This window comes from Mesorhizobium sp. B2-3-15 (assembly GCF_006442875.1).
GTDB lineage: Bacteria > Pseudomonadota > Alphaproteobacteria > Rhizobiales > Rhizobiaceae > Mesorhizobium > Mesorhizobium australicum.
The window spans coordinates 147,127-164,541 of the sequence record NZ_VFVO01000009.1; the positions used below are offsets into that span (position 1 = coordinate 147,127).

General features: G+C 63.1%; 24 protein-coding genes and 1 other RNA gene. 13 read left to right on the forward strand and 12 right to left on the reverse strand.

The genetic code is table 11. From position 1 onward, the window contains the following. The first annotated feature begins 24 nt into the window (after positions 1 to 24). The 3 genes from FJ954_RS19530 to FJ954_RS19540 are packed head-to-tail and all read left to right on the forward strand — an operon-like array spanning position 25 to position 1,075. Positions 25 to 285 (forward strand): DUF2312 domain-containing protein, encoded by a 261-nt coding sequence (locus tag FJ954_RS19530; RefSeq protein WP_015315223.1) that lies wholly within the window; start codon positions 25 to 27, stop codon positions 283 to 285. A gap of 49 nt (positions 286 to 334) precedes the next feature. After that, a complete protein-coding gene (locus FJ954_RS19535) occupies positions 335 to 775 on the forward strand; it encodes a hypothetical protein (RefSeq protein WP_140616613.1) in 441 nt (146 codons plus the stop codon). Next, entirely contained in the window at positions 776 to 1,075 is a 300-nt protein-coding gene (locus FJ954_RS19540) for a hypothetical protein (RefSeq protein ID WP_140616614.1), read from the forward strand. 63 nt (positions 1,076 to 1,138) lie between these two features. Here the strand turns inward: FJ954_RS19540 and msrB are convergent, their stop codons facing one another. The 4 genes from msrB to FJ954_RS19560 all read right to left on the reverse strand — a co-directional run bounded on the left by msrB (position 1,139) and on the right by FJ954_RS19560 (position 4,212). Further along, complete coding sequence (gene msrB / locus FJ954_RS19545; RefSeq protein WP_015315226.1) at positions 1,139 to 1,543, reverse strand: peptide-methionine (R)-S-oxide reductase MsrB; 405 nt, start codon at positions 1,541 to 1,543, stop codon at positions 1,139 to 1,141. Positions 1,544 to 1,646: 103 nt separating this feature from the next. Next, positions 1,647 to 2,837, reverse strand: a complete 1,191-nt coding sequence (locus FJ954_RS19550) for a VWA domain-containing protein (RefSeq protein WP_140662608.1) — start codon at positions 2,835 to 2,837, stop codon at positions 1,647 to 1,649. A gap of 6 nt (positions 2,838 to 2,843) precedes the next feature. Further along, positions 2,844 to 3,290: a GNAT family N-acetyltransferase gene (locus FJ954_RS19555; protein WP_140616616.1), complete on the reverse strand. Its 447-nt coding sequence runs from the start codon at positions 3,288 to 3,290 to the stop codon at positions 2,844 to 2,846. Positions 3,291 to 3,372: 82 nt separating this feature from the next. After that, positions 3,373 to 4,212, reverse strand: a complete 840-nt coding sequence (locus FJ954_RS19560; RefSeq protein WP_140662610.1) for a MoxR family ATPase — start codon at positions 4,210 to 4,212, stop codon at positions 3,373 to 3,375. A 137-nt stretch (positions 4,213 to 4,349) separates the two neighbouring features. Here FJ954_RS19560 and ssrS point away from each other — a divergent pair. From ssrS to FJ954_RS19580, 4 genes are all read left to right on the forward strand, one after another. Next, a non-coding RNA gene (ssrS, locus tag FJ954_RS19565) (6S RNA) lies at positions 4,350 to 4,505 on the forward strand. Between the two features lie 96 nt (positions 4,506 to 4,601). Then, positions 4,602 to 5,189: a 5-formyltetrahydrofolate cyclo-ligase gene (locus FJ954_RS19570; RefSeq protein ID WP_140662747.1), complete on the forward strand. Its 588-nt coding sequence runs from the start codon at positions 4,602 to 4,604 to the stop codon at positions 5,187 to 5,189. A gap of 63 nt (positions 5,190 to 5,252) precedes the next feature. After that, the gene (locus tag FJ954_RS19575; RefSeq protein WP_015315231.1) at positions 5,253 to 6,077 is read left to right on the forward strand and encodes a YmdB family metallophosphoesterase; all 825 of its coding nucleotides are present in this window, start codon (positions 5,253 to 5,255) and stop codon (positions 6,075 to 6,077) included. Positions 6,078 to 6,145: 68 nt separating this feature from the next. Next, positions 6,146 to 6,913 carry a TerC family protein gene (locus tag FJ954_RS19580; protein WP_140662612.1) on the forward strand — a complete coding sequence of 256 codons (768 nt, stop codon included), beginning with the start codon at positions 6,146 to 6,148 and terminating at the stop codon, positions 6,911 to 6,913. Positions 6,914 to 6,934: 21 nt separating this feature from the next. Here FJ954_RS19580 and FJ954_RS19585 read toward each other — a convergent pair whose 3' ends face one another. Genes FJ954_RS19585 through FJ954_RS19595 form a run of 3 tightly spaced genes read right to left on the reverse strand, consistent with a single transcriptional unit; the run spans position 6,935 to position 8,288 of the window. Then, the gene (locus FJ954_RS19585) at positions 6,935 to 7,402 is read right to left on the reverse strand and encodes an SRPBCC family protein (protein ID WP_140662614.1); all 468 of its coding nucleotides are present in this window, start codon (positions 7,400 to 7,402) and stop codon (positions 6,935 to 6,937) included. A 24-nt stretch (positions 7,403 to 7,426) separates the two neighbouring features. Next, positions 7,427 to 7,789: a hypothetical protein gene (locus FJ954_RS19590; protein WP_140662616.1), complete on the reverse strand. Its 363-nt coding sequence runs from the start codon at positions 7,787 to 7,789 to the stop codon at positions 7,427 to 7,429. Positions 7,790 to 7,805: 16 nt separating this feature from the next. Continuing rightward, entirely contained in the window at positions 7,806 to 8,288 is a 483-nt protein-coding gene (locus FJ954_RS19595; protein WP_140662618.1) for an SRPBCC domain-containing protein, read from the reverse strand. 51 nt (positions 8,289 to 8,339) lie between these two features. Here FJ954_RS19595 and FJ954_RS19600 point away from each other — a divergent pair, with 51 nt between their 5' ends. From FJ954_RS19600 to FJ954_RS19610, 3 genes are all read left to right on the forward strand, one after another. After that, on the forward strand, positions 8,340 to 8,663 hold the full coding sequence (locus FJ954_RS19600) for a helix-turn-helix domain-containing protein (RefSeq protein WP_140616621.1): 324 nt from the start codon (positions 8,340 to 8,342) through the stop codon (positions 8,661 to 8,663). Between the two features lie 232 nt (positions 8,664 to 8,895). Then, a complete protein-coding gene (locus tag FJ954_RS19605; RefSeq protein WP_015315237.1) occupies positions 8,896 to 9,645 on the forward strand; it encodes a YebC/PmpR family DNA-binding transcriptional regulator in 750 nt (249 codons plus the stop codon). A gap of 16 nt (positions 9,646 to 9,661) precedes the next feature. Then, positions 9,662 to 9,982 carry a SelT/SelW/SelH family protein gene (locus FJ954_RS19610; RefSeq protein ID WP_140662620.1) on the forward strand — a complete coding sequence of 107 codons (321 nt, stop codon included), beginning with the start codon at positions 9,662 to 9,664 and terminating at the stop codon, positions 9,980 to 9,982. A 29-nt stretch (positions 9,983 to 10,011) separates the two neighbouring features. Here the strand turns inward: FJ954_RS19610 and FJ954_RS19615 are convergent, their stop codons facing one another. After that, the gene (locus FJ954_RS19615) at positions 10,012 to 10,488 is read right to left on the reverse strand and encodes a DUF1772 domain-containing protein (RefSeq protein WP_140662622.1); all 477 of its coding nucleotides are present in this window, start codon (positions 10,486 to 10,488) and stop codon (positions 10,012 to 10,014) included. Positions 10,489 to 10,634: 146 nt separating this feature from the next. On the opposite strand from FJ954_RS19615, the gene FJ954_RS19620 reads away from it, so the two are divergent. Continuing rightward, positions 10,635 to 11,264, forward strand: coding sequence for a TetR/AcrR family transcriptional regulator (locus tag FJ954_RS19620; RefSeq protein WP_140662624.1), 630 nt, complete (start codon positions 10,635 to 10,637; stop codon positions 11,262 to 11,264). Positions 11,265 to 11,345: 81 nt separating this feature from the next. Here FJ954_RS19620 and rpmE read toward each other — a convergent pair whose 3' ends face one another. Then, positions 11,346 to 11,567, reverse strand: a complete 222-nt coding sequence (gene rpmE / locus FJ954_RS19625) for a 50S ribosomal protein L31 (RefSeq protein WP_010912060.1) — start codon at positions 11,565 to 11,567, stop codon at positions 11,346 to 11,348. A gap of 205 nt (positions 11,568 to 11,772) precedes the next feature. On the opposite strand from rpmE, the gene FJ954_RS19630 reads away from it, so the two are divergent. Beyond that, entirely contained in the window at positions 11,773 to 13,572 is a 1,800-nt protein-coding gene (locus FJ954_RS19630; protein WP_140662626.1) for an ABC transporter transmembrane domain-containing protein, read from the forward strand. Between the two features lie 50 nt (positions 13,573 to 13,622). Here the strand turns inward: FJ954_RS19630 and FJ954_RS19635 are convergent, their stop codons facing one another. Then, a complete protein-coding gene (locus FJ954_RS19635) occupies positions 13,623 to 15,107 on the reverse strand; it encodes a carboxypeptidase M32 (protein WP_140662628.1) in 1,485 nt (494 codons plus the stop codon). A 142-nt stretch (positions 15,108 to 15,249) separates the two neighbouring features. Between FJ954_RS19635 and FJ954_RS19640 the strand changes: the two genes are divergently transcribed. Beyond that, positions 15,250 to 15,603 (forward strand): DUF1304 domain-containing protein, encoded by a 354-nt coding sequence (locus FJ954_RS19640; protein ID WP_140662630.1) that lies wholly within the window; start codon positions 15,250 to 15,252, stop codon positions 15,601 to 15,603. A gap of 103 nt (positions 15,604 to 15,706) precedes the next feature. On the opposite strand, the gene FJ954_RS19645 is transcribed toward FJ954_RS19640, so the two are convergent. Both FJ954_RS19645 and FJ954_RS19650 read right to left on the reverse strand, forming a co-directional pair. Further along, complete coding sequence (locus tag FJ954_RS19645; RefSeq protein ID WP_140662632.1) at positions 15,707 to 16,132, reverse strand: hypothetical protein; 426 nt, start codon at positions 16,130 to 16,132, stop codon at positions 15,707 to 15,709. 250 nt (positions 16,133 to 16,382) lie between these two features. Next, positions 16,383 to 17,414, reverse strand: a complete 1,032-nt coding sequence (locus tag FJ954_RS19650) for a peptidoglycan -binding protein (RefSeq protein ID WP_109664719.1) — start codon at positions 17,412 to 17,414, stop codon at positions 16,383 to 16,385. Position 17,415: the final 1 nt, after the last annotated feature.

Below are 17,415 nucleotides of genomic sequence, written 5' to 3' on the forward strand. Positions count from 1 at the left end.
GCGCGGAACCGATTTGGAGAAAACATGGCCGACGATATCACCGAGACCAGCCAGACTGTTGCCGCCGGCCAGCTGCGTGCCTTGATCGAGCGCATCGAGCGGCTCGAGGAAGAAAAGAAGACGATCTCCGACGACATCAAGGAAGTCTTCGCCGAAGCCAAGGGCACCGGCTTCGACACCAAGGCAATCCGCACCATCATCCGTCTGCGCAAGAAGGACCAGGCCGAGCGCCAGGAGGAGGACGCCATCCTCGATCTATACATGGCCGCCCTCGGCATGGTGTAAGACTAACCGGCCGGTGCCCGACGCGGTTGCCGGAGATACGGTTCGAACCATGAGCGAATTCGACTTCGGCGGCCGCCGCGCCTCGGAATTCCGCCATCGCGGCTTCTGGTCGCTGTTTGCCGAACGGCATCCGGAGGAAAGAGCCCGGCTGGCGCGACGCGGACCCTGGTTCTGGCAGCGCGGACTGCCCGATTTCGCTCTGGTACTTTCCATGTATGTCGCGCCGGCGCAGAACCATGTCGGTGTCTTCTTCGGCCGCAACGAGAAGTTCGGCGCCACGCAAAGCTGGTCGCGGCTGAAGCCGTTCCGACCAGCGATCGAAGACAGGCTGAAGCTCAGGCCGGAACAAAGCTGCGAAGGCCTTGGCATCAATTCGATGTGGCGCGTCAACTGCTTTGCCGAGGACAACTGGCCTGCCATGACCGACTGGCTGGTGACGGAATGCTCGCGGGTCGAGTGCGCCGTGACCGAAGTGCTGAGGCAGGGGTAAGTGATCGCGGATTTCTTCCGCTCGCGTTGGCTTGGCGAGGTGCCGATCGACCGGCTGTTCTGGCGCGACATGATGCTTGTCGGAACCGCGATCAATATTGCGTCGTCTGCCGGGGCGCTGATCTTGCTTGGGCTGAAGATGCCGCTCGGCCTTGTCCTTGCGGTGCATTTCGCACCGGTGCCCTACAGCATCTTCCTGGCTTTGGCGGTCTGGCGCACGGCTGAGAAGGCCGGTGGTGCCAGGGCTTCCCTCTTCATGCTGGGATCAGCGCTCTGGCTGATCGCCACGATCGTCGTCTGACGAAGCTGCCCGCACGAAAAAGGCGGCCGGAGCCGCCCTTGGCAAGCATTCACGACGCGTTGTTCAGCCGGCCGGCTCGAATTTCAGCGCCACGCCATTGATGCAGTAGCGCAGGCCGGTCGGCGGCGGGCCGTCCTCGAAGACATGGCCGAGATGGCTGCCGCAACGGGCACAATGGCATTCGGTGCGGACCATGCCGTAGCTGCGATCGACGGTGTTCTCGACCGAGCCCGGCACGGGATCGTTGAAGCTCGGCCAGCCGGTGCCGCTCTCGAATTTCAGCGTGGATTGGAACAGCGGCTGGTCGCAGCCGACGCAGGAAAAAGTACCGGCGCGCTTCTCGTACAGCAGGGCACAGCTTCCCGGCCGCTCGGTGCCATGGTTGCGCATGACGGCGTATTGCTCCGGCGTCAGCCGGGCGCGCCATTCGGCGTCGGTGCGGGTGACGGGGTAGGTGTGGGTGTCCATTTGATCTCCTCAGCCTTGGCGGCTCGTTCTTGGTTGCAACCGGATATTCGCAACAAGATAGGGGTTTGTTACAGACCTGCCCAGTCCGACCGCTCCGGATATCTCAATGTTTGCGCGACAATTGCCTCGTGGCGCCCTCCAGTCCGGCCAGTGTCAACGGGAACATGCGGCCGCCGAAGATGTCACGGATTATCGCGATCGAATGAGTAAAGCCCCAGTTCTTCTCGTTCTCGGGGTTAAGCCACACCGCGTTCGGCCATTGCCGCAGCAGCCGGCCGAGCCAGACGGCTCCGGCCTCGGGGTTCCAGTGTTCCACCGAGCCGCCTGGGTGGGCGATCTCGTATGGGCTCATCGAGGCATCACCGACGACGATGACCTTGTAGTCGGGGCCATATTTGTGGATGAGATCGAAGGTCGAGATCGTCTCGGCATGGCGGCGGCGATTGTCCTTCCACACGCCTTCGTAGAGGCAGTTGTGGAAATAGAAATATTCGAGCTGGCGGAATTCGGCGCGGGCGGCGGAAAACAGCTCCTCGACGCTCTTGATATGATCGTCCATCGAGCCGCCGACATCGAAGAACATCAGGAGCTTCACCGCATTGCGGCGCTCGGGCCGTGTCTGGACGTCGAGATAGCCGTGCTCGGCGGTGGCGTGGATGGTACCGGGCAGGTCGAATTCTTCCTCGGCGCCCTCGCGCACCCAGCGGCGCAGGCGCTTCAGCGCGATCTTGATGTTGCGGGTGCCGAGTTCGACCGCATCGTCGAGATTCCGGAACTCGCGCTTGTCCCAGACTTTCACCGCGCGACGGTTGCGGCTTTCGTTCTGGCCGATGCGCACGCCTTCGGGGTTGTAGCCATAGGCGCCGAAGGGAGAGGTGCCGCCGGTGCCGATCCATTTCGAACCGCCCTGGTGGCGGCCCTTCTGTTCCTCGAGCCGCTGCTTTAGCGTCTCCATCAGCCTGTCGAAACCGCCCAGCGCCTCGACCAGCTTTTTCTCTTCCTCGGTCAGGTGCTTTTCGGCGAGCCGGCGCAGCCATTCCTCGGGAATATTGGCGACGTGGACCGCATCCGGCCCGCCCAGTGCCTCGACGCCCTTGAAGACATGCGCGAAGACCTGGTCGAAGCGGTCGATATGGCGCTCGTCCTTCACCAAAGCGGCACGGGCGAGATAATAAAAACCCTCGACGTCGTAATCGACCAGCCCGGCGTCCAGCCCCTCCAGCAGAGAGAGATATTCCCTGAGCGAGACGGGAACGCGCGCTGCCTTCAGCTCGAGGAAGAAGGGGATGAACATGGCCGGTTACAGCAAATCATACTCGATAAAGCCCGTCCTGCGCGCGACATGGTCGTAGAGCTTGCGGGCGGTGCCATTGGTTTCGTGCGTCATCCAGTAGACGTTCTTCACGCCGATTTTGCCGGCCTCCTGCTTCACCGCCTCGATGAGGGCCGCGCCGATGCCCTTTCCGCGCACATCCGGGTCGGCGAACAGATCCTGCAGGTAGCAGTTGTTTTTCTCGGACCAGCCGGAGCGGTGGTAGAGATAATGGGTGAGACCGACGGCCTTGCCGTCCGATGTGGCGATAAAACCCTTCGGCTCGAACTCGCCTTCGGTGAATAACCGCTTCCAGGTGATGGCATAGACCTCTTCCGGCAGCTTGGTTTCGTAGAAGGTCAGATAATCGGTCCACAGGCGGTGCCAGTCGGCGTGGTCGGATTGCGCGAGCGGGCGGACAACGATCTCAGACATTTTATCTCCTCCGAAGGGTTCTGGCCGAAGCTGACCTTCTCTTTGGCCCGCGGCAACGGTCCACAGCCGGGAAAGCGCTGCCCTATTGCTGTCTTCTCGCCATGAATGCCAGCCGCTCGAACAGATGCACGTCCTGCTCGTTCTTCAACAGGGCGCCATGCAGTCTGGGCAATGCGTTCTTCGGGTCGGCGCGCAAATCCTCCGGCGCGATGTCGTCGGCGACCAGCAGGCGGATCCAGTCGAGCGCCTCGGAGGTCGATGGCTTCTTCTTCAAGCCTGGCACGTCGCGAATTTCATAGAACTGGGTGAGGGCCGCGCGCACCAGGTTCTGCTTGATGCCGGGATAGTGCACGTCGACGATTCTGTGCAGCGTGTCGACGTCGGGGAAGCGGATGTAGTGGAAGAAGCAGCGGCGCAGGAAAGCGTCCGGCAACTCCTTCTCGTTGTTGGAGGTGATGATGACGATCGGGCGAACGGCGGCACGGATGGTCTCGCCGGTCTCGTAGACGAAGAACTCCATCCGATCGAGTTCCTGCAGCAGGTCGTTGGGGAATTCGATGTCGGCCTTGTCGATCTCGTCGATCAGAAGCACGACCTTCTTGTCGGCCGCGAATGCCTCCCAAAGCTTGCCTCGCTTGATGTAGTTCTTGATGTCGTTGAACCTGACATCGCCGAGCTGGCTGTCGCGCAGCCGTGACACCGCATCGTATTCGTAGAGGCCTTGCTGCGCCCGCGTCGTCGATTTGACGTGCCACTCGATCAGGTCGAGGCCGAGTGCCGCCGCCACCTGGCGGGCGAGTTCCGTCTTGCCGGTGCCGGGCTCGCCCTTGACCAGCAAGGGCCGCTCCAGCGCGATCGCCGCGTTGACCGCCACCATCAGATCCTTGTCGGCGACATAGGCCGCCGTGCCTTCGAAACGCATTTTTGCTCCTTGGTTGGTCGTCGCGACCGTAAGGACGCCGCCGCGGCTGTGCAAGGGTGCGGTGCGGATGGCGAATAAAGCCGCCGAGACTGCCTGCGTCACTGGCGCTTGAGACACCGGCGGCCTATATTGGGCAGGACGGTCTGTGCTTCCCGGCAGGAGAACATTTTCCCCGGGGCCTTAACGATCCTTAGGGAGCTGTCCCTGGGAAGACCCGTGGGTTTTCTCACACGGCGCCCACCTACTTTGTAGGTTCCCGGGATCGCTCTCTCCACCGGTTGTGTGGATCGTCACTTGTCGCAACGTGTCCACGCATCTTGGTGGATGATGCGGTGGAAAACGTCGCACTTGAGACCCCGCACAGCTCTGACCTTTTCTATCTTGGCCGCATGACCTCTCCCAGAGACTTGAAGAAGAAGCTGCGCCTCGAGGCGCTCGCCCGCCGCGACGGCCTCGATGCATTCTGGCGGGTGGAGGCTGCGCTCGAAATGGCGGAGACGGCGCGCGACCATCTGGAGATCGGGCCCGGTCAGATCGTCTCCGGTTTCTGGCCGATGCGCTCGGAGGTCGATGTCAGGCCGCTGATGTTCGCCTTGCGAGAGAAGGGCGCACGGCTTTGCCTGCCTGCCATTCTCGACAAGACCACCATCGTCTTTCGCGAACTGGTTCGCGGCGCGCCGATGGTCGACATGGGCTTTGGCACGGTCGGGCCGCATGCCGAGGCCGAAGTTCTCGATCCTTCGGTCGTGCTGGTGCCGCTCGCCGCCTTCGACGCGCGCGGTCACCGCATCGGATATGGCGCTGGCTATTACGACCGGGCGATCGCGAAGCTCGTCGACAAGGGACTCGCGCCCCGGCTGATCGGCATCGCCTTCGACTGCCAAGAAGTTTCGCAAGTTCCAGACGAACCCCATGACGTGGTCATCCCGGAAATACTCACCGAGAGCGGGTTGCGCCGCTTTGCGCCAAAATTGTAGATAGTTCTTTGAAACGCATGATCTTTGCCGAAAAGTCATGCAACTTTTCGGGATCAGGCATAGATGCGACTTCTTTTCCTCGGGGACATGGTCGGCAAGACGGGCCGCACCGCGGTATGGGAACAACTGCCTGGCCTGATCTCCGACTTCAAGCTCGATTTCGTCATCGTCAACGGCGAGAACGCGGCCGGCGGCTTCGGCATCACCGAAGAGATCTTGCGTGAGACGATCGCGGCGGGCTGCGATGTCGTGACCACCGGCAACCATGTCTGGGACCAGCGCGACGCTCTGGCCTTCGCGCCGCGCGAGCAGCGGTTCCTGCGGCCTTCCAATTTCCCCAAAGGCACGCCCGGGCGCGGCTCCGGTGTCTACATCGCCAAAAACGGCGCGCGCGTGCTGGTCGCCAACATTATGGGCCGGGTGTTCATGCACCCGGAACTCGACGACCCGTTCCAGGCCGGCGAACGCGAGCTTGCCGCCTGTCCGCTCGGCGAGCAGGCGGATGCGGTGGTGATCGACTTCCACGCCGAGGCAACCTCGGAAAAAATGTGCTTCGCGCATTTTGTCGATGGCCGCGCCAGTCTCGTCGTCGGCACTCACACGCACCAGCCCACCGCCGACCACCAGATCCTCAATGGCGGCACCGGGTACCTGTCGGATGCCGGCATGTGCGGTGACTATGATTCCTCGCTCGGCATGGACAAGGAAGAACCGCTCAACCGGTTCCTGTCGAAAGTGCCGAAAGGGCGTTTCGAGGCGGCGACGGGACCGGCGACGTTGTGCGGCGTCGGCGTCGATATTTCCGACCGCACGGGGCTGACCGAGAAGATCGCGCCGTTTCGTCGCGGGCCAAGGCTGGAAGAAACGGCTCCGTCCTTCTGGGCGTGACATTGATATAGGGGGTCGCAGTACCTAATTGCCGGCGACACTGCTCTAGATCGTAGGGGACGACCTCCATGCAGCTTATCGAATTCCTGGCGCCGCATTTTCAATTCGTTTCCGACCCGACCGCCTGGGTCGCGCTGCTGACGTTGGTGGCGCTCGAGATCGTGCTCGGCATCGACAACCTGATCTTCATTTCGATCCTCACCAACAAGCTGCCCGTGGAGCAGAGAGCTCGCGCGCGGCGTCTTGGCATCTCGGCGGCGCTGGTCATGCGCCTGGTGCTGCTCGCCACCATTTCCGTCATCGTCCAACTGACGACGCCGGTCTTCACGGCGTTCGGCCACGGCTTCTCCTGGCGCGACCTGATCCTGATCGCCGGCGGTCTGTTCCTGGTGTGGAAGGCGACCAAGGAGATCCACCACACGGTCGATCCCGACGACCATCAGGACACGATGCTGGGCGAAACGCTCAAGATCTCGCTTGCCGGCGCGATCTTCCAGATACTGCTGCTCGACCTCGTCTTCTCCATCGATTCCATCATCACCGCCGTCGGCATGACCGACGAGATCGCCATCATGTATATCGCGGTCATCGCGGCCGTGACCGTGATGATGCTGGCGGCCGGACCGCTGGCGGACTTCATCGCCAAGAACCCCAGCATCGTCATGCTGGCGCTGGGCTTCCTGCTGATGATCGGCATGACGCTGATCGCCGACGGCATGGGCTATCATGTGCCCAAGGGCTACATCTATGCGGCGATGGGTTTTTCGGCGCTGGTCGAGGGGCTCAACATGCTGGCGCGGCGGCGCAAGAAAGCGAAAACCGGCGACGGCCACTGATACTGGTCGGCCGGGGCGAGCCTAGTGCCCCGGAACACCCTTCGGATGGCGGTCACCCATCAAGCCGAGCGTCAGGCCCTGTTCCAGCCAGGCCTTGGCGCCGGCGAGCACAAGCGCAAAGCCGTCGGTTGAGCCGACCGCTTGTTTCACCTGCTCGTCGCCATTGCCGGCAAAGCCGAAATTGTGGACCTCGAGGAATGTCGCTTCGCCAGGCATTTCGGTGAAGGTCCAGACCACCGTGGTCGGCGGATCGCTCCACGTCATGACGATCTTCTTGTCCCTGACGATCTCGCTGACCTCGACTGTCGTCGAGACCCCATACATGCGCCACTCCCACTGAACCGGTTTGCCGCCATCAAGCCGGCCGCTGCCATGGGTGAACCAGAATTTGGTCGTGATCGCCGGATCGACGACGGCTTCGAAAACCTCAGCGACCGGCCGCCGGATCAGCATGGCGGCTTCGGCTGTCGGTGTCTCACGGATTTCCATGGCGATCTCCTTTCGAATACGCCCTCACCAGGCGTCGGGTTCGCGCACCATATGGATGATGTTGGCCGGATTGGTGATCCAACCACCTCGGAAACCCGCGTCCAAGGGCTCGACGGCATCGCAACGCACAATTCCCGCCTTGGCCAGATGATCCGCGGCGTCCGGAAAATCCCGCGTGAAAAGCTCCAGCCAGATCTCGGCCTGGCTCATCGTCGGCGCCTCGTCGATCCAAAGCCTGTTGGGACCGAACTCGAAACCGATGGCCGGCGCCTTGGCTGTGAACGGCTTGAGGCCGACGACATCGCGGTAGAAGGCGATCGTCGCTTCGTACTGGTGCGATGGCACCTTCATGGCGATGTTGATGCCGCCGGTGATCTTCGCGGTCATGACTGGGCTCCGTTTTTCAAATGTTGTTTTCGCTGGCGGGTTCGCCCTTCATCTCGCTGCGGTAATAGCCGTCGCGCAGATTGATGCCGTATTCGACATAGGCCTTCATGCAGGCCAGCATCTGCGACCAGCCCTCGCAATTCAGGTAGGACTTCTTCAGGCCGACCGCGCCTTCCTGCCAGCCGCTCTCGGCGATGGTGACGAAGGTGCCGCCATCGTCGAGCGGCTCGAAATTCATCTCGATGCGGGTTTTGTAGGCGAGCTTGCCGACGGCGTCGGTGGCATCCCAGCGCAGCACGATGCGGCTGTCCTTGACCACTTCGTCGACCTCGACCGGCACCTTGCCCCACCAGACGACAGCCGAACCGGCCACCAATGGCGCGCTCGCACCGCCGATGGTGGTGAAATAGCCGCTCAGCTTCTTCGGGTTGACGACCGCGTCGAAGACTTCGGCGACCGGTTTGCCGATGCGCCCTGCAACGCTGAATCCAAGAGACATATCCACAGCTCCTTGCTTGAACGAGCCAACGTTATGTTATAGAAATATAACATGTCAAGCCGATCGCAGGACGACAATGTTTTCAAGGCGCTGGCGCATCCGCGCCGGCGCGAAATGCTGGATCGGTTGAAAGACGAGCCAAAGACCACCGGCATGCTGTGCGAAGCCTTTCCCGATATCGACCGCTGCACGGTCATGCTGCATCTCAAGGTGCTGGAGGAGGCGGACCTGATCGTCGCGCGCCGCGACGGACGCGAGCGCTGGAACCATCTCAATGCGTTGCCGATCAAGCAGATACACGACCGCTGGATCAGCCAGTATGCCGGCCATGCGCTCAGCATCATCGACCGGCTGAAGTCCGATCTGGAAGGGTAGGACAAAGGCCGGGCAAAGCCTGCTTGCCGGGCCGCCGCATGCCGAGTGCCCGGCAACGCGGCGCGGCTGGACGAATTGAGCCGATTTATCTATAAGCCGGCCATTCCGACACAGGGCGCCGTACGTTCACCCGGACGCATCGGGACGCTCTGAAATTGAATTCGAGCCTTTTGCAAAGGCGAGATGACGCATCTCGCGGCAAGACGCTCTAGCCGAACACGACAGGGGTGCCATGGCTGGCCATTCACAGTTCAAGAACATCATGCACCGCAAGGGCCGTCAGGACGCGGTGCGGTCGAAAATGTTTTCCAAGCTGGCGCGCGAAATCACCGTCGCCGCCAAGAGCGGAACGCCGGACCCATCGATGAACCCGCGCCTGCGCCTGGCGATCCAGAACGCCAAGGCGGTGTCGATGCCCAAGGACAACATCCAGCGCGCCATCAACAAGGCCTCGATGGGCGACGCCGAAAACTACGAAGCGGTGCGCTACGAAGGGTATGGGCCTGGTGGCGTCGCCGTGATCGTCGAGGCGCTGACCGACAACCGCAACCGTTCGGCGTCCAATGTGCGCGCCGCCTTCACCAAGGCCGGCGGCGCGCTCGGCGAAACCGGATCGGTGTCGTTCATGTGGGACCGCGCCGGCGAAATCTACTATCCGGCCTCGGCCGGCAGCGCCGACAAGATCATGGATGCGGCGATCGAAGCCGGCGCCGACGATGTCGAATCGGACGAGGAAGGCCACACGATCTATTGCTCCTTCGAGACTCTCGGCGAGGTGTCCAAGGCGCTTGAAACCTCGCTCGGCGAGGCCGAATCGGTCAAGGCGATCTGGAAGCCGCAGAACAATGTCCCGGTCGACGAAGAGCGGGCGCAGTCGCTGATGAAGCTGGTTGCCACGCTCGAGGACGATGACGACGTGCAAAGCGTGTACGCCAACTTCGAAGTCGACGACGAAACGATGGCCAAGCTCAGCGCGGCGTGAGCGAAGGTCGTCCGACATGAGCAAAGCTGAGTTGCCGGCCGTCCGCATCACCTATTGCACGCAGTGCCAGTGGCTGTTGCGTGCCGGCTGGATGGCGCAGGAGCTGCTGTCCACCTTCGGTACCGATCTCGGCGAGGTGACGCTGGTGCCGGGCACCGGCGGCATCTTCACCATCTCCTGCAATGAAGTGCTGGTCTGGGATCGCAAGCGCGACGGCGGCTTTCCGGACGCGGCGAAACTCAAGCAGCTGGTCCGCGACGTGATCGATCCGGATCGGGATCTCGGTCACGCCGACCGCAAAGGCCACAAGGGTGACACGCAGAAAAACCCCGCCTGAGGAGTTTTTCTGCGTCTCGTTAGACCTCTTCAGAGCAATGCGAATATAAAGCAGGCCATTGCCACGATGGCGGTGATGGTACGGACGTGGTTCCACATCACCCATTGGCTCAGGTGGTTCGCCCACACGGCGGCGCCGTTGCTGCTGGCCGGATCGACGGCGGCGAGCGCATCGTTGAGCGGCACGTTGAAGACCATGGTCACGATAGGGTTGCCGACCAGATAGATCACCGCGCCGGCAAGCAACCAGTAGGTGCCCGACTGGCTCCAGCCCAAGAGAGCGGCGGCAATGAGGACGAGGCAGATGAGGCCGGTGCCGAACAGCGCTGTCATGAAGGCCGGGGTGATCACCGTGACGTTGATCGAATTCATCGCGGCGATGCCCGCCGGGACGGGCAGCCGGGCAAGGGCCGCCATGACGAAGTTGGAAAAGGCGAAGAACACGCCACCGACGACGCCCGCGCCGATCGCGGCAATGAAGGTGAGGGTTGGAAGAAGCTTGATCATCTCAGTTGCTCCAGACGCCGGTTGCGGCGGTTTGCTCTCTATAAAATATGAGCATTCCTCACATTTGCAAAACCTGATAAACCCTCGTATTTTGTAAGTCAAGTCATTCCCGGCGATTTTGCCGGGCGCGTTTGTTGGAGACGGTCATGGAAGGCACGCAAGCCAACGAGCGGATCGGTTCGCCGCGCCGGGCGCCAAGCCAGCAGCGCAGCCGCGAGCGGGTCGAGCGCATGCTGGCCGCCGCCTCGGCGCTGATTGCCGAACAAGGCAGCGACGCAATGCGCATGGGCGAGGTGGCGGAGCGGGCTGGGGTGTCGATCGGCTCGCTCTACCAGTTCTTTCCGGACAAGAGGGCGATCGTCTGGGCGCTGGCCGAACGCTACACAGCGGAAAGCCAGGCTTGTATCTCGGCGGCACTCAGGGATGTCAGCGACGCCAAAGGCCTGCGGCAGGCTTTCTCGGAGCTGGTCGATATTTACTACGAGCTGTTCCTGGCCGAGCCGGTGATGCGCGACATCTGGTCGGGCACGCAGGCCGACAAGGCGCTGCGCCAGCTCGAACTCGCCGACAGCCGCGCGAACGCGGAATTTCTGATCGCGGTACTCAAACGCCTTCGGCCCGATGCCGATCCGGTGGCGCTCGACACGACGGCATTCTTGGTCTGGCAGATGGGCGAGGCGGCCATGCGGCTGGCGATCTCGGTCGACAGGCAGGAGGGTGACAGGCTGGTCGCGGCCTACAAGCGCATGGCACTCAGGGAATTGCTGGCCGAATAGGGCCGAAGACCCAGCCTTCGGCCAAGCAACAAAAAACCCGCCACAAGGGCGGGCTTTTTGATCCGCGAAAAGCTCTTCGCCTTAGAGGCCGAAACCTTCGAAACGCTTCTTGAACTTCGACAAGCGGCCGCCGCGGTCGAGCAGGGTCTGCTGGCCGCCGGTCCAGGCCGGGTGGGTGGTCGGGTCGATATCGAGGTTCATCGTATCGCCTTCCTTGCCCCAGGTCGAACGGGTCGTGTATTCGGTGCCGTCGGTCATGACGACCTTGATGGTGTGGTAGTCGGGATGGATTGCGCTCTTCATGGCTCTGTTCCTGGCTTGCAGGCGCGGCGGACGGGCATAAGCCTGCGTCGATGCGCCTCTTTTTAAAACTCGAAGCCGCAGCTATTGAGGAGCCACGGCTTCTAAAACGGTCGGCGTGCCTATACATCAGCCGGAATTGAATCACAAGGCCGCGGCAAGCGCATATTGAGGCGCATAGGCTGAAGTGGCTAGAGGAAACACCCAGATGGCGCAATCAAGCAGCGCAGACGAGCGCCGACGCTCGCTCAAGCCGCTCAGGCGCCTGTTTCCGTATATCGCCGGATATCGCACGCTGATCATCGGCGCCCTTATCTCACTGGCCATCGCGGCGGCAACGACATTGGCACTGCCGCTGGCTGTCCGGCGCATGATCGACCACGGTTTCTCGTCGGCCAGCACCACCTTCATCGCCGAATATTTCGGCGCCCTCGTGGCGATGGCCGCCGTGCTGGCCGCGGCGTCGGCCGGCCGTTACTATTTCGTCATCACGCTCGGCGAGCGCGTCGTCGCCGATATCAGGCGCGATGTCTTTGCCCATGTGACGACGCTGTCGCCGGCCTTCTTCGACACCGCCCAGTCGGGCGAGATCGTGTCACGGCTCGCCGCCGACACCACGCAGGTCAAGTCGGCGGTAGGCGCCACCGCTTCGGTGGCGCTGCGCAATGTCATCCTCGGCCTCGGCGCGGTGGGCATGATGGTCGTCACCAGCCCGAAACTCTCCGGCCTGGTCATCGGGGCGATCCCCGTGATCGTGCTGCCGCTGGTCGCCTTCGGCCGCTCGGTGCGGCGCAAGTCAAGGCAGGCCCAGGACACGCTTGCCGACGCGACGGCCTATGCCAGCGAGCAGATCGGCGCGGTGCGCACGCTGCAGGCCTTCACCAATGAGAGACTGGTCACCGGACGATTCTCGGGCGCGGTGGAAGCGGCCTTCGAGGCAGCGCGCGCTTCGATCTTCGCGCGCTCCTTCCTCACCTTCTTTGCCATCTTCACCATTTTCTCCTCGGTCGTGGCGGTGCTGTGGTTCGGCTCGCGCGACGTGCTCGACGGCACGATATCGCCTGGCACGCTTGGCCAATTCCTCCTTTATTCGGTGTTCGCCGCTGGCGCGCTCGGCGCGCTGTCGGAAGTCTGGGGCGAACTCGCGCAAGCCGCAGGTGCCGCCGAACGGCTGACCGAGATTCTGGCCGAGACGCCGGCGATCCAGGCGCCGGCCGATCCGAAGCCGCTGCCGGCGGTTGCCAAGGGCGCGATCATCTTCGAGAATGTGTCCTTCTCCTATCCGGCGAGGCCCGATCGCGCCGCCGTCCACGGCCTGAGTTTTCAAGTCATGCCCGGCGAGACGGTCGCCATCGTCGGCCCCTCGGGTGCCGGCAAGAGCACGGTGTTCTCGCTGATCCTGCGCTTCTACGATCCCGAGACAGGCAAGATCCTGGTCGATAGCGTCGACGTGCGCGAAGCCGATCCCGTTTCGGTCAGGCAGCGCATCGCCATCGTGCCGCAGGACGTCACCATCTTCGCGGCGAGCGCGCGCGACAATATCGGCTTCGGCCGGCCAGGCGCCAGCGAGGCCGAGATCGAGGCCGCGGCCAAGGACGCACTGGCCGACGAGTTTATCCTTAGGCTCGAGAACGGCTATGACAGCCAGGTCGGCGAGCGTGGCGTGACGCTGTCCGGCGGCCAGCGCCAGCGTGTGGCGATTGCACGTGCCATCCTGCGCGACGCGCCGATCCTGCTGCTCGACGAGGCCACCTCGGCCCTCGACGCCGAAAGCGAGACACTGGTGCAGACCGCGCTCGAGCGGCTGATGCGGGGGCGCACCACCATCGTCATCGCCCACCGGCTGGCGACGGTGCTGAAGGCCAACAGGATCCTGGTGATGGATGGCGGCCGCATCGTCGAGGAAGGCACGCATCAGAGCCTGGTCGCCAAGGGCGGCATCTATGCCAGGCTCGCCAAGCTGCAGTTCGAGACCGGCGCCAGCGCCTTCAGGGGCGCGGCGGAGTAGTAGGTTCAGTTCGCCTCGGCGTAAGGACAATTGTCGTCCCAGGCGGCATCTCAGCCGCCGTAGCGCTGCCTCAAATGGTTGACGAAGTACGTGGCGTTGAGCTTCTCGCCGGTGGCGCGCTCAAGCAGGTCCGGCGTCGACCAGCGCGACCCCTGCGACCAGATTTTCTCGCGGCGCCAATCGTTGATCGCCTCGAAATTCCCCTTTGCAAGATCTTCGTCGGCTGAAGGATGCTCGCGCGTCAGCGCGGCCCATTGCTGCGCCGCCATCATCGCGCCCAGCGTATAGGACGGGAAATAACCGAAGGCGGCACCCGGCCAATGGACGTCCTGCATCGGCCCGTCGGCGGGGTTGTCGATGGTCGAGAGACCAAGATAGTCGCGCATCCTGGCATCCCAGGCTTCGGGCAAATCAGCCACTTCGAGGCTGGCCGAAACAAGCTCCTGCTCCAGTTCGTAGCGAAGGATGACGTGCAAGGGATAGGTCACCTCGTCGGCGTCGACGCGGATCAGGCCACGTTCGACACGATGCACATGCGGCAGGATATCGTCGAGCGACCAGGCTTCGCCGAGATGCTTCTCCACCACCGGCAGCGCCCAGCGCCAGAAGGCAGGATTGCGGCCGATCTGCTTTTCGACGAACAGGCTCTGGCTTTCATGCACTGCCATGCCGCGGGCCTTGCCGAGCGGCCAGTGAGCCCACGCCTTGGGCAGGTTCTGTTCGTAGAGCGCATGACCGGTCTCGTGCAGCACGCCCATCAGCGCCGACAGGAAATCCGAGGTCTTGTAGCGCGTGGTGATGCGCACGTCGCTGGGCACGCCGCCGCAGAACGGATGGTGCGACACCGACAGTGAGCCGTGCGTCAGGTCGAAGCCGACCGCCGCCATCATGGCAAGGCCGAGTTCGCGCTGCCGGTCGATGGCATAGGTACCCGAAAGCGGCTTCAGCGGATGCTTGCGCAGCCGCGCTTCCTGGATCGCCAGCGCCTCCGGCACGAAGCCCTTGAGGAAGGCCTTGAGGTCGGCGAAGACGGGCGTGATGTCGACCGTGCGATTGCCGGGATCGTATTGTTCCATCAGCGCGTCATAGGGGGCAAGGCCGAGCACGTCGGAGCGCAGGGCGGCCTCTTCGCGCACCAGCGCCACCACGCCTTCAAGCGCCGGCTGAAAACCCGCCCAATCGTTCTTGGCGCGCAGGGCACGCCACAATTGCTCGCAGCGCATGCGCGCCGTCGTCTGGCGCTCGACGAATTGGACCGGCAGGCAGGTCAGGTTGGTGTATTGCCGCCGCAGCTCGGCGAGAGCCGCCCGCTGCTCATCGTCCAATGCCTCGCCTTCGGCCGCGGCGATCCAGTCCGATATTTCCGGCGCGGTCGCCCTGGTGTGATACATGCCGGCAAGGGCCGCCATCGCCTCGGCGCGCTTCTCGCCACCACCGACGGCCATGTGGGTCGCCTCATCGGCGCCGAGGATGGCCAGCGCATGCTCAAGCGCTTCGAGCTTGTGGCCGAGATCGTCGAGTTTGTGAAAGGACATGGCGGCTTCCGTGGTTGAGGACGGGGCGAAAAGACACCAACGCAAAAGCATTGGCAACCCTCGGATGCCATCCGGCAGATGCAGCTTGCGCAAGCGAGGTTGGGCATGAAATGCTGCCGGCGACGGATGAAGGGGGAGCAGAATGATCGGCAACATCCTGGTCGGGCTGGTGGCCTTGATCCATGTCTACATCGTCTATCTCGAGATGGTGCTTTGGGACACGCCGCGCGGGCACAAGACATTCCGCCTGACGCCGGAATTCGCCGGTGCCTCCAAAGTGCTCGCCGCCAATCAGGGTCTCTATAACGGCTTTCTCGCCGCCGGCCTGATCTGGGGGCTTTACCTCGGCGCCGCCGGTTTCCAGGTCGAGGTCTTCTTCCTGTTGTGCGTGGCCATTGCCGGTCTCTATGGCGCGGCGACGGTCGGCCGCAAGATCCTGTACATCCAGACCGTGCCGGCGGTGGTCGCCCTGGTCGCGGCCTGGCTCGGTTGGTAGGCAGGATGGGCTGGTAAGGAAAGAAAAAGGACGCCAGCGGATTGGGGTCCCGAAGGCGTCAATGGGTCCCTTCCCCGAGGACGTTTGCAGGCCGGAATAGCCCTCAGCCGTTCGGATAGTTCCCGCCGTCGGCACCATCACCCATCAGGAAACCGCTGCCGGTGTCGACCATCAGACGTTGATCCACATTGTCGAGCCGGCGCAGCAGGTCATGATATTGCGCGGCCGGGATCCTGCCGTGATCCGACGCGGCTATCCTCTCGGCGACCTGACTGATGCGGGCGGTGCGCATTTCCAGGCGCTCCGCGACGGCCGGGGTGATGTGGTTGGCTTGCCTGGCGTCGACGATGCCCTGATGAACACCCTGGACCTGCTGAACGAGCGCCTCGACACGGGGGCCTGCCATGTCGGTGGGGGCGGTCGCGTCGAGAGCACCCTTGTGGTGGCCCGCGGCATAGGCGCCGGCGAGCGGGACGGCAATGAGAATTGCGGCAAGCGTTGCAGTCTTGAGAGATGCTGATGGGCGCATGATGCGCTTCCTCCTGCTGGGAGGGAGAGCGGCCGCGCCGCCTCGCCTCCCGACCATTTTGGGTCGTCCAGTCCCGTCGCGTCGCGATGGGAGGCATCGCCGGCGGTTCTCGGCCCTGCGCAGCAAGCTAGGAGCGCTTCGGCGCCAAGTGTAATTAAAAAAAGATAATCTTTTCAGGCCTTGCCGGCGGATGCCTGCGCCCTAGAGTTGAGCCGGCGAACAATTTCGCGTGAGTTCGCGTGATGATGGATCAACGTTCGGTGAGCTTCAGTTCAATGCGGCGGTTCTTGTTGCGCGCCTCTTCGGTGTCGGCGGGATCGAGCGGCTGGAATTCCCCGAAGCCGGCGGCGACGAGCCGGTTGGCCGGCACGCCATTTTCGATCAGGAACTTGACCACCGAGGTCGAGCGCGCCGTCGACAGTTCCCAATTGTCGCGATAACGGCCGGTGCCGGACAGCGGCTTGTTGTCGGTGTGGCCGTCCACGCGCAGCACCCAGTTGATCTCCGGCGGGATCTCTTTCTGCAGTTCGATGATGGCGTCGGCGAGCTTCTTCATCTCGACCTTGCCGGCATCGTTGATCACTTCGGATCCGGTCGGGAACAGAACCTCCGACTGGAACACGAAGCGGTCGCCGACGATGCGGATGTTCTCGCGATCGGCCAGGATTTCGCGCAGACGTCCGAAGAAATCGGAGCGGTAGCGGTTCAGCTCCTGCACACGCTGCGCCAGCGCCACGTTCAGGCGACGGCCGAGATCGGCGATCTTGGTGTTGGAATCGCGGTCGCGCGTTTCGGAGACGTTGAGGGCATCCTCGAGCGCGCCGATCTGCTTGCGCAATGCCGCGATCTGCTGGTTGAGGATCTCGACCTGGCTCAGCGCCTGCTGGCTGATCTGGCGCTGGCTGTCCAGTTCGCCGCCCAGCGCCGCGGCTCGCTGGTTGGCGGCGTCGCCGGCACCCGCACCTTGCGCCAGCAACTGTTCGAGCCGGCTCTTCTCCGCCTCCGCCGCCGACAGCGACGCCTGCAGGTTGGCCAGCGAATCGTCCTTGTCCTGTGCCGTCGAGCGCTCCAGCGCCAGAAGCTGGGTCAGTTCGTTGATCTGCGAATTGAGGCGCGACAGCGCCGTATCCTTGCCGGAGATTTCGCGCCCGAGCAGGAACTGCGCCAACACGAAGACGGTGAGCAGGAACATGATGGCGAGCAACAGCGTCGAAAGCGCGTCGACGAAGCCCGGCCAATAGTCGATGCGGCGATCGGTACGCCGGCCCCTGGCAAGCGCCATG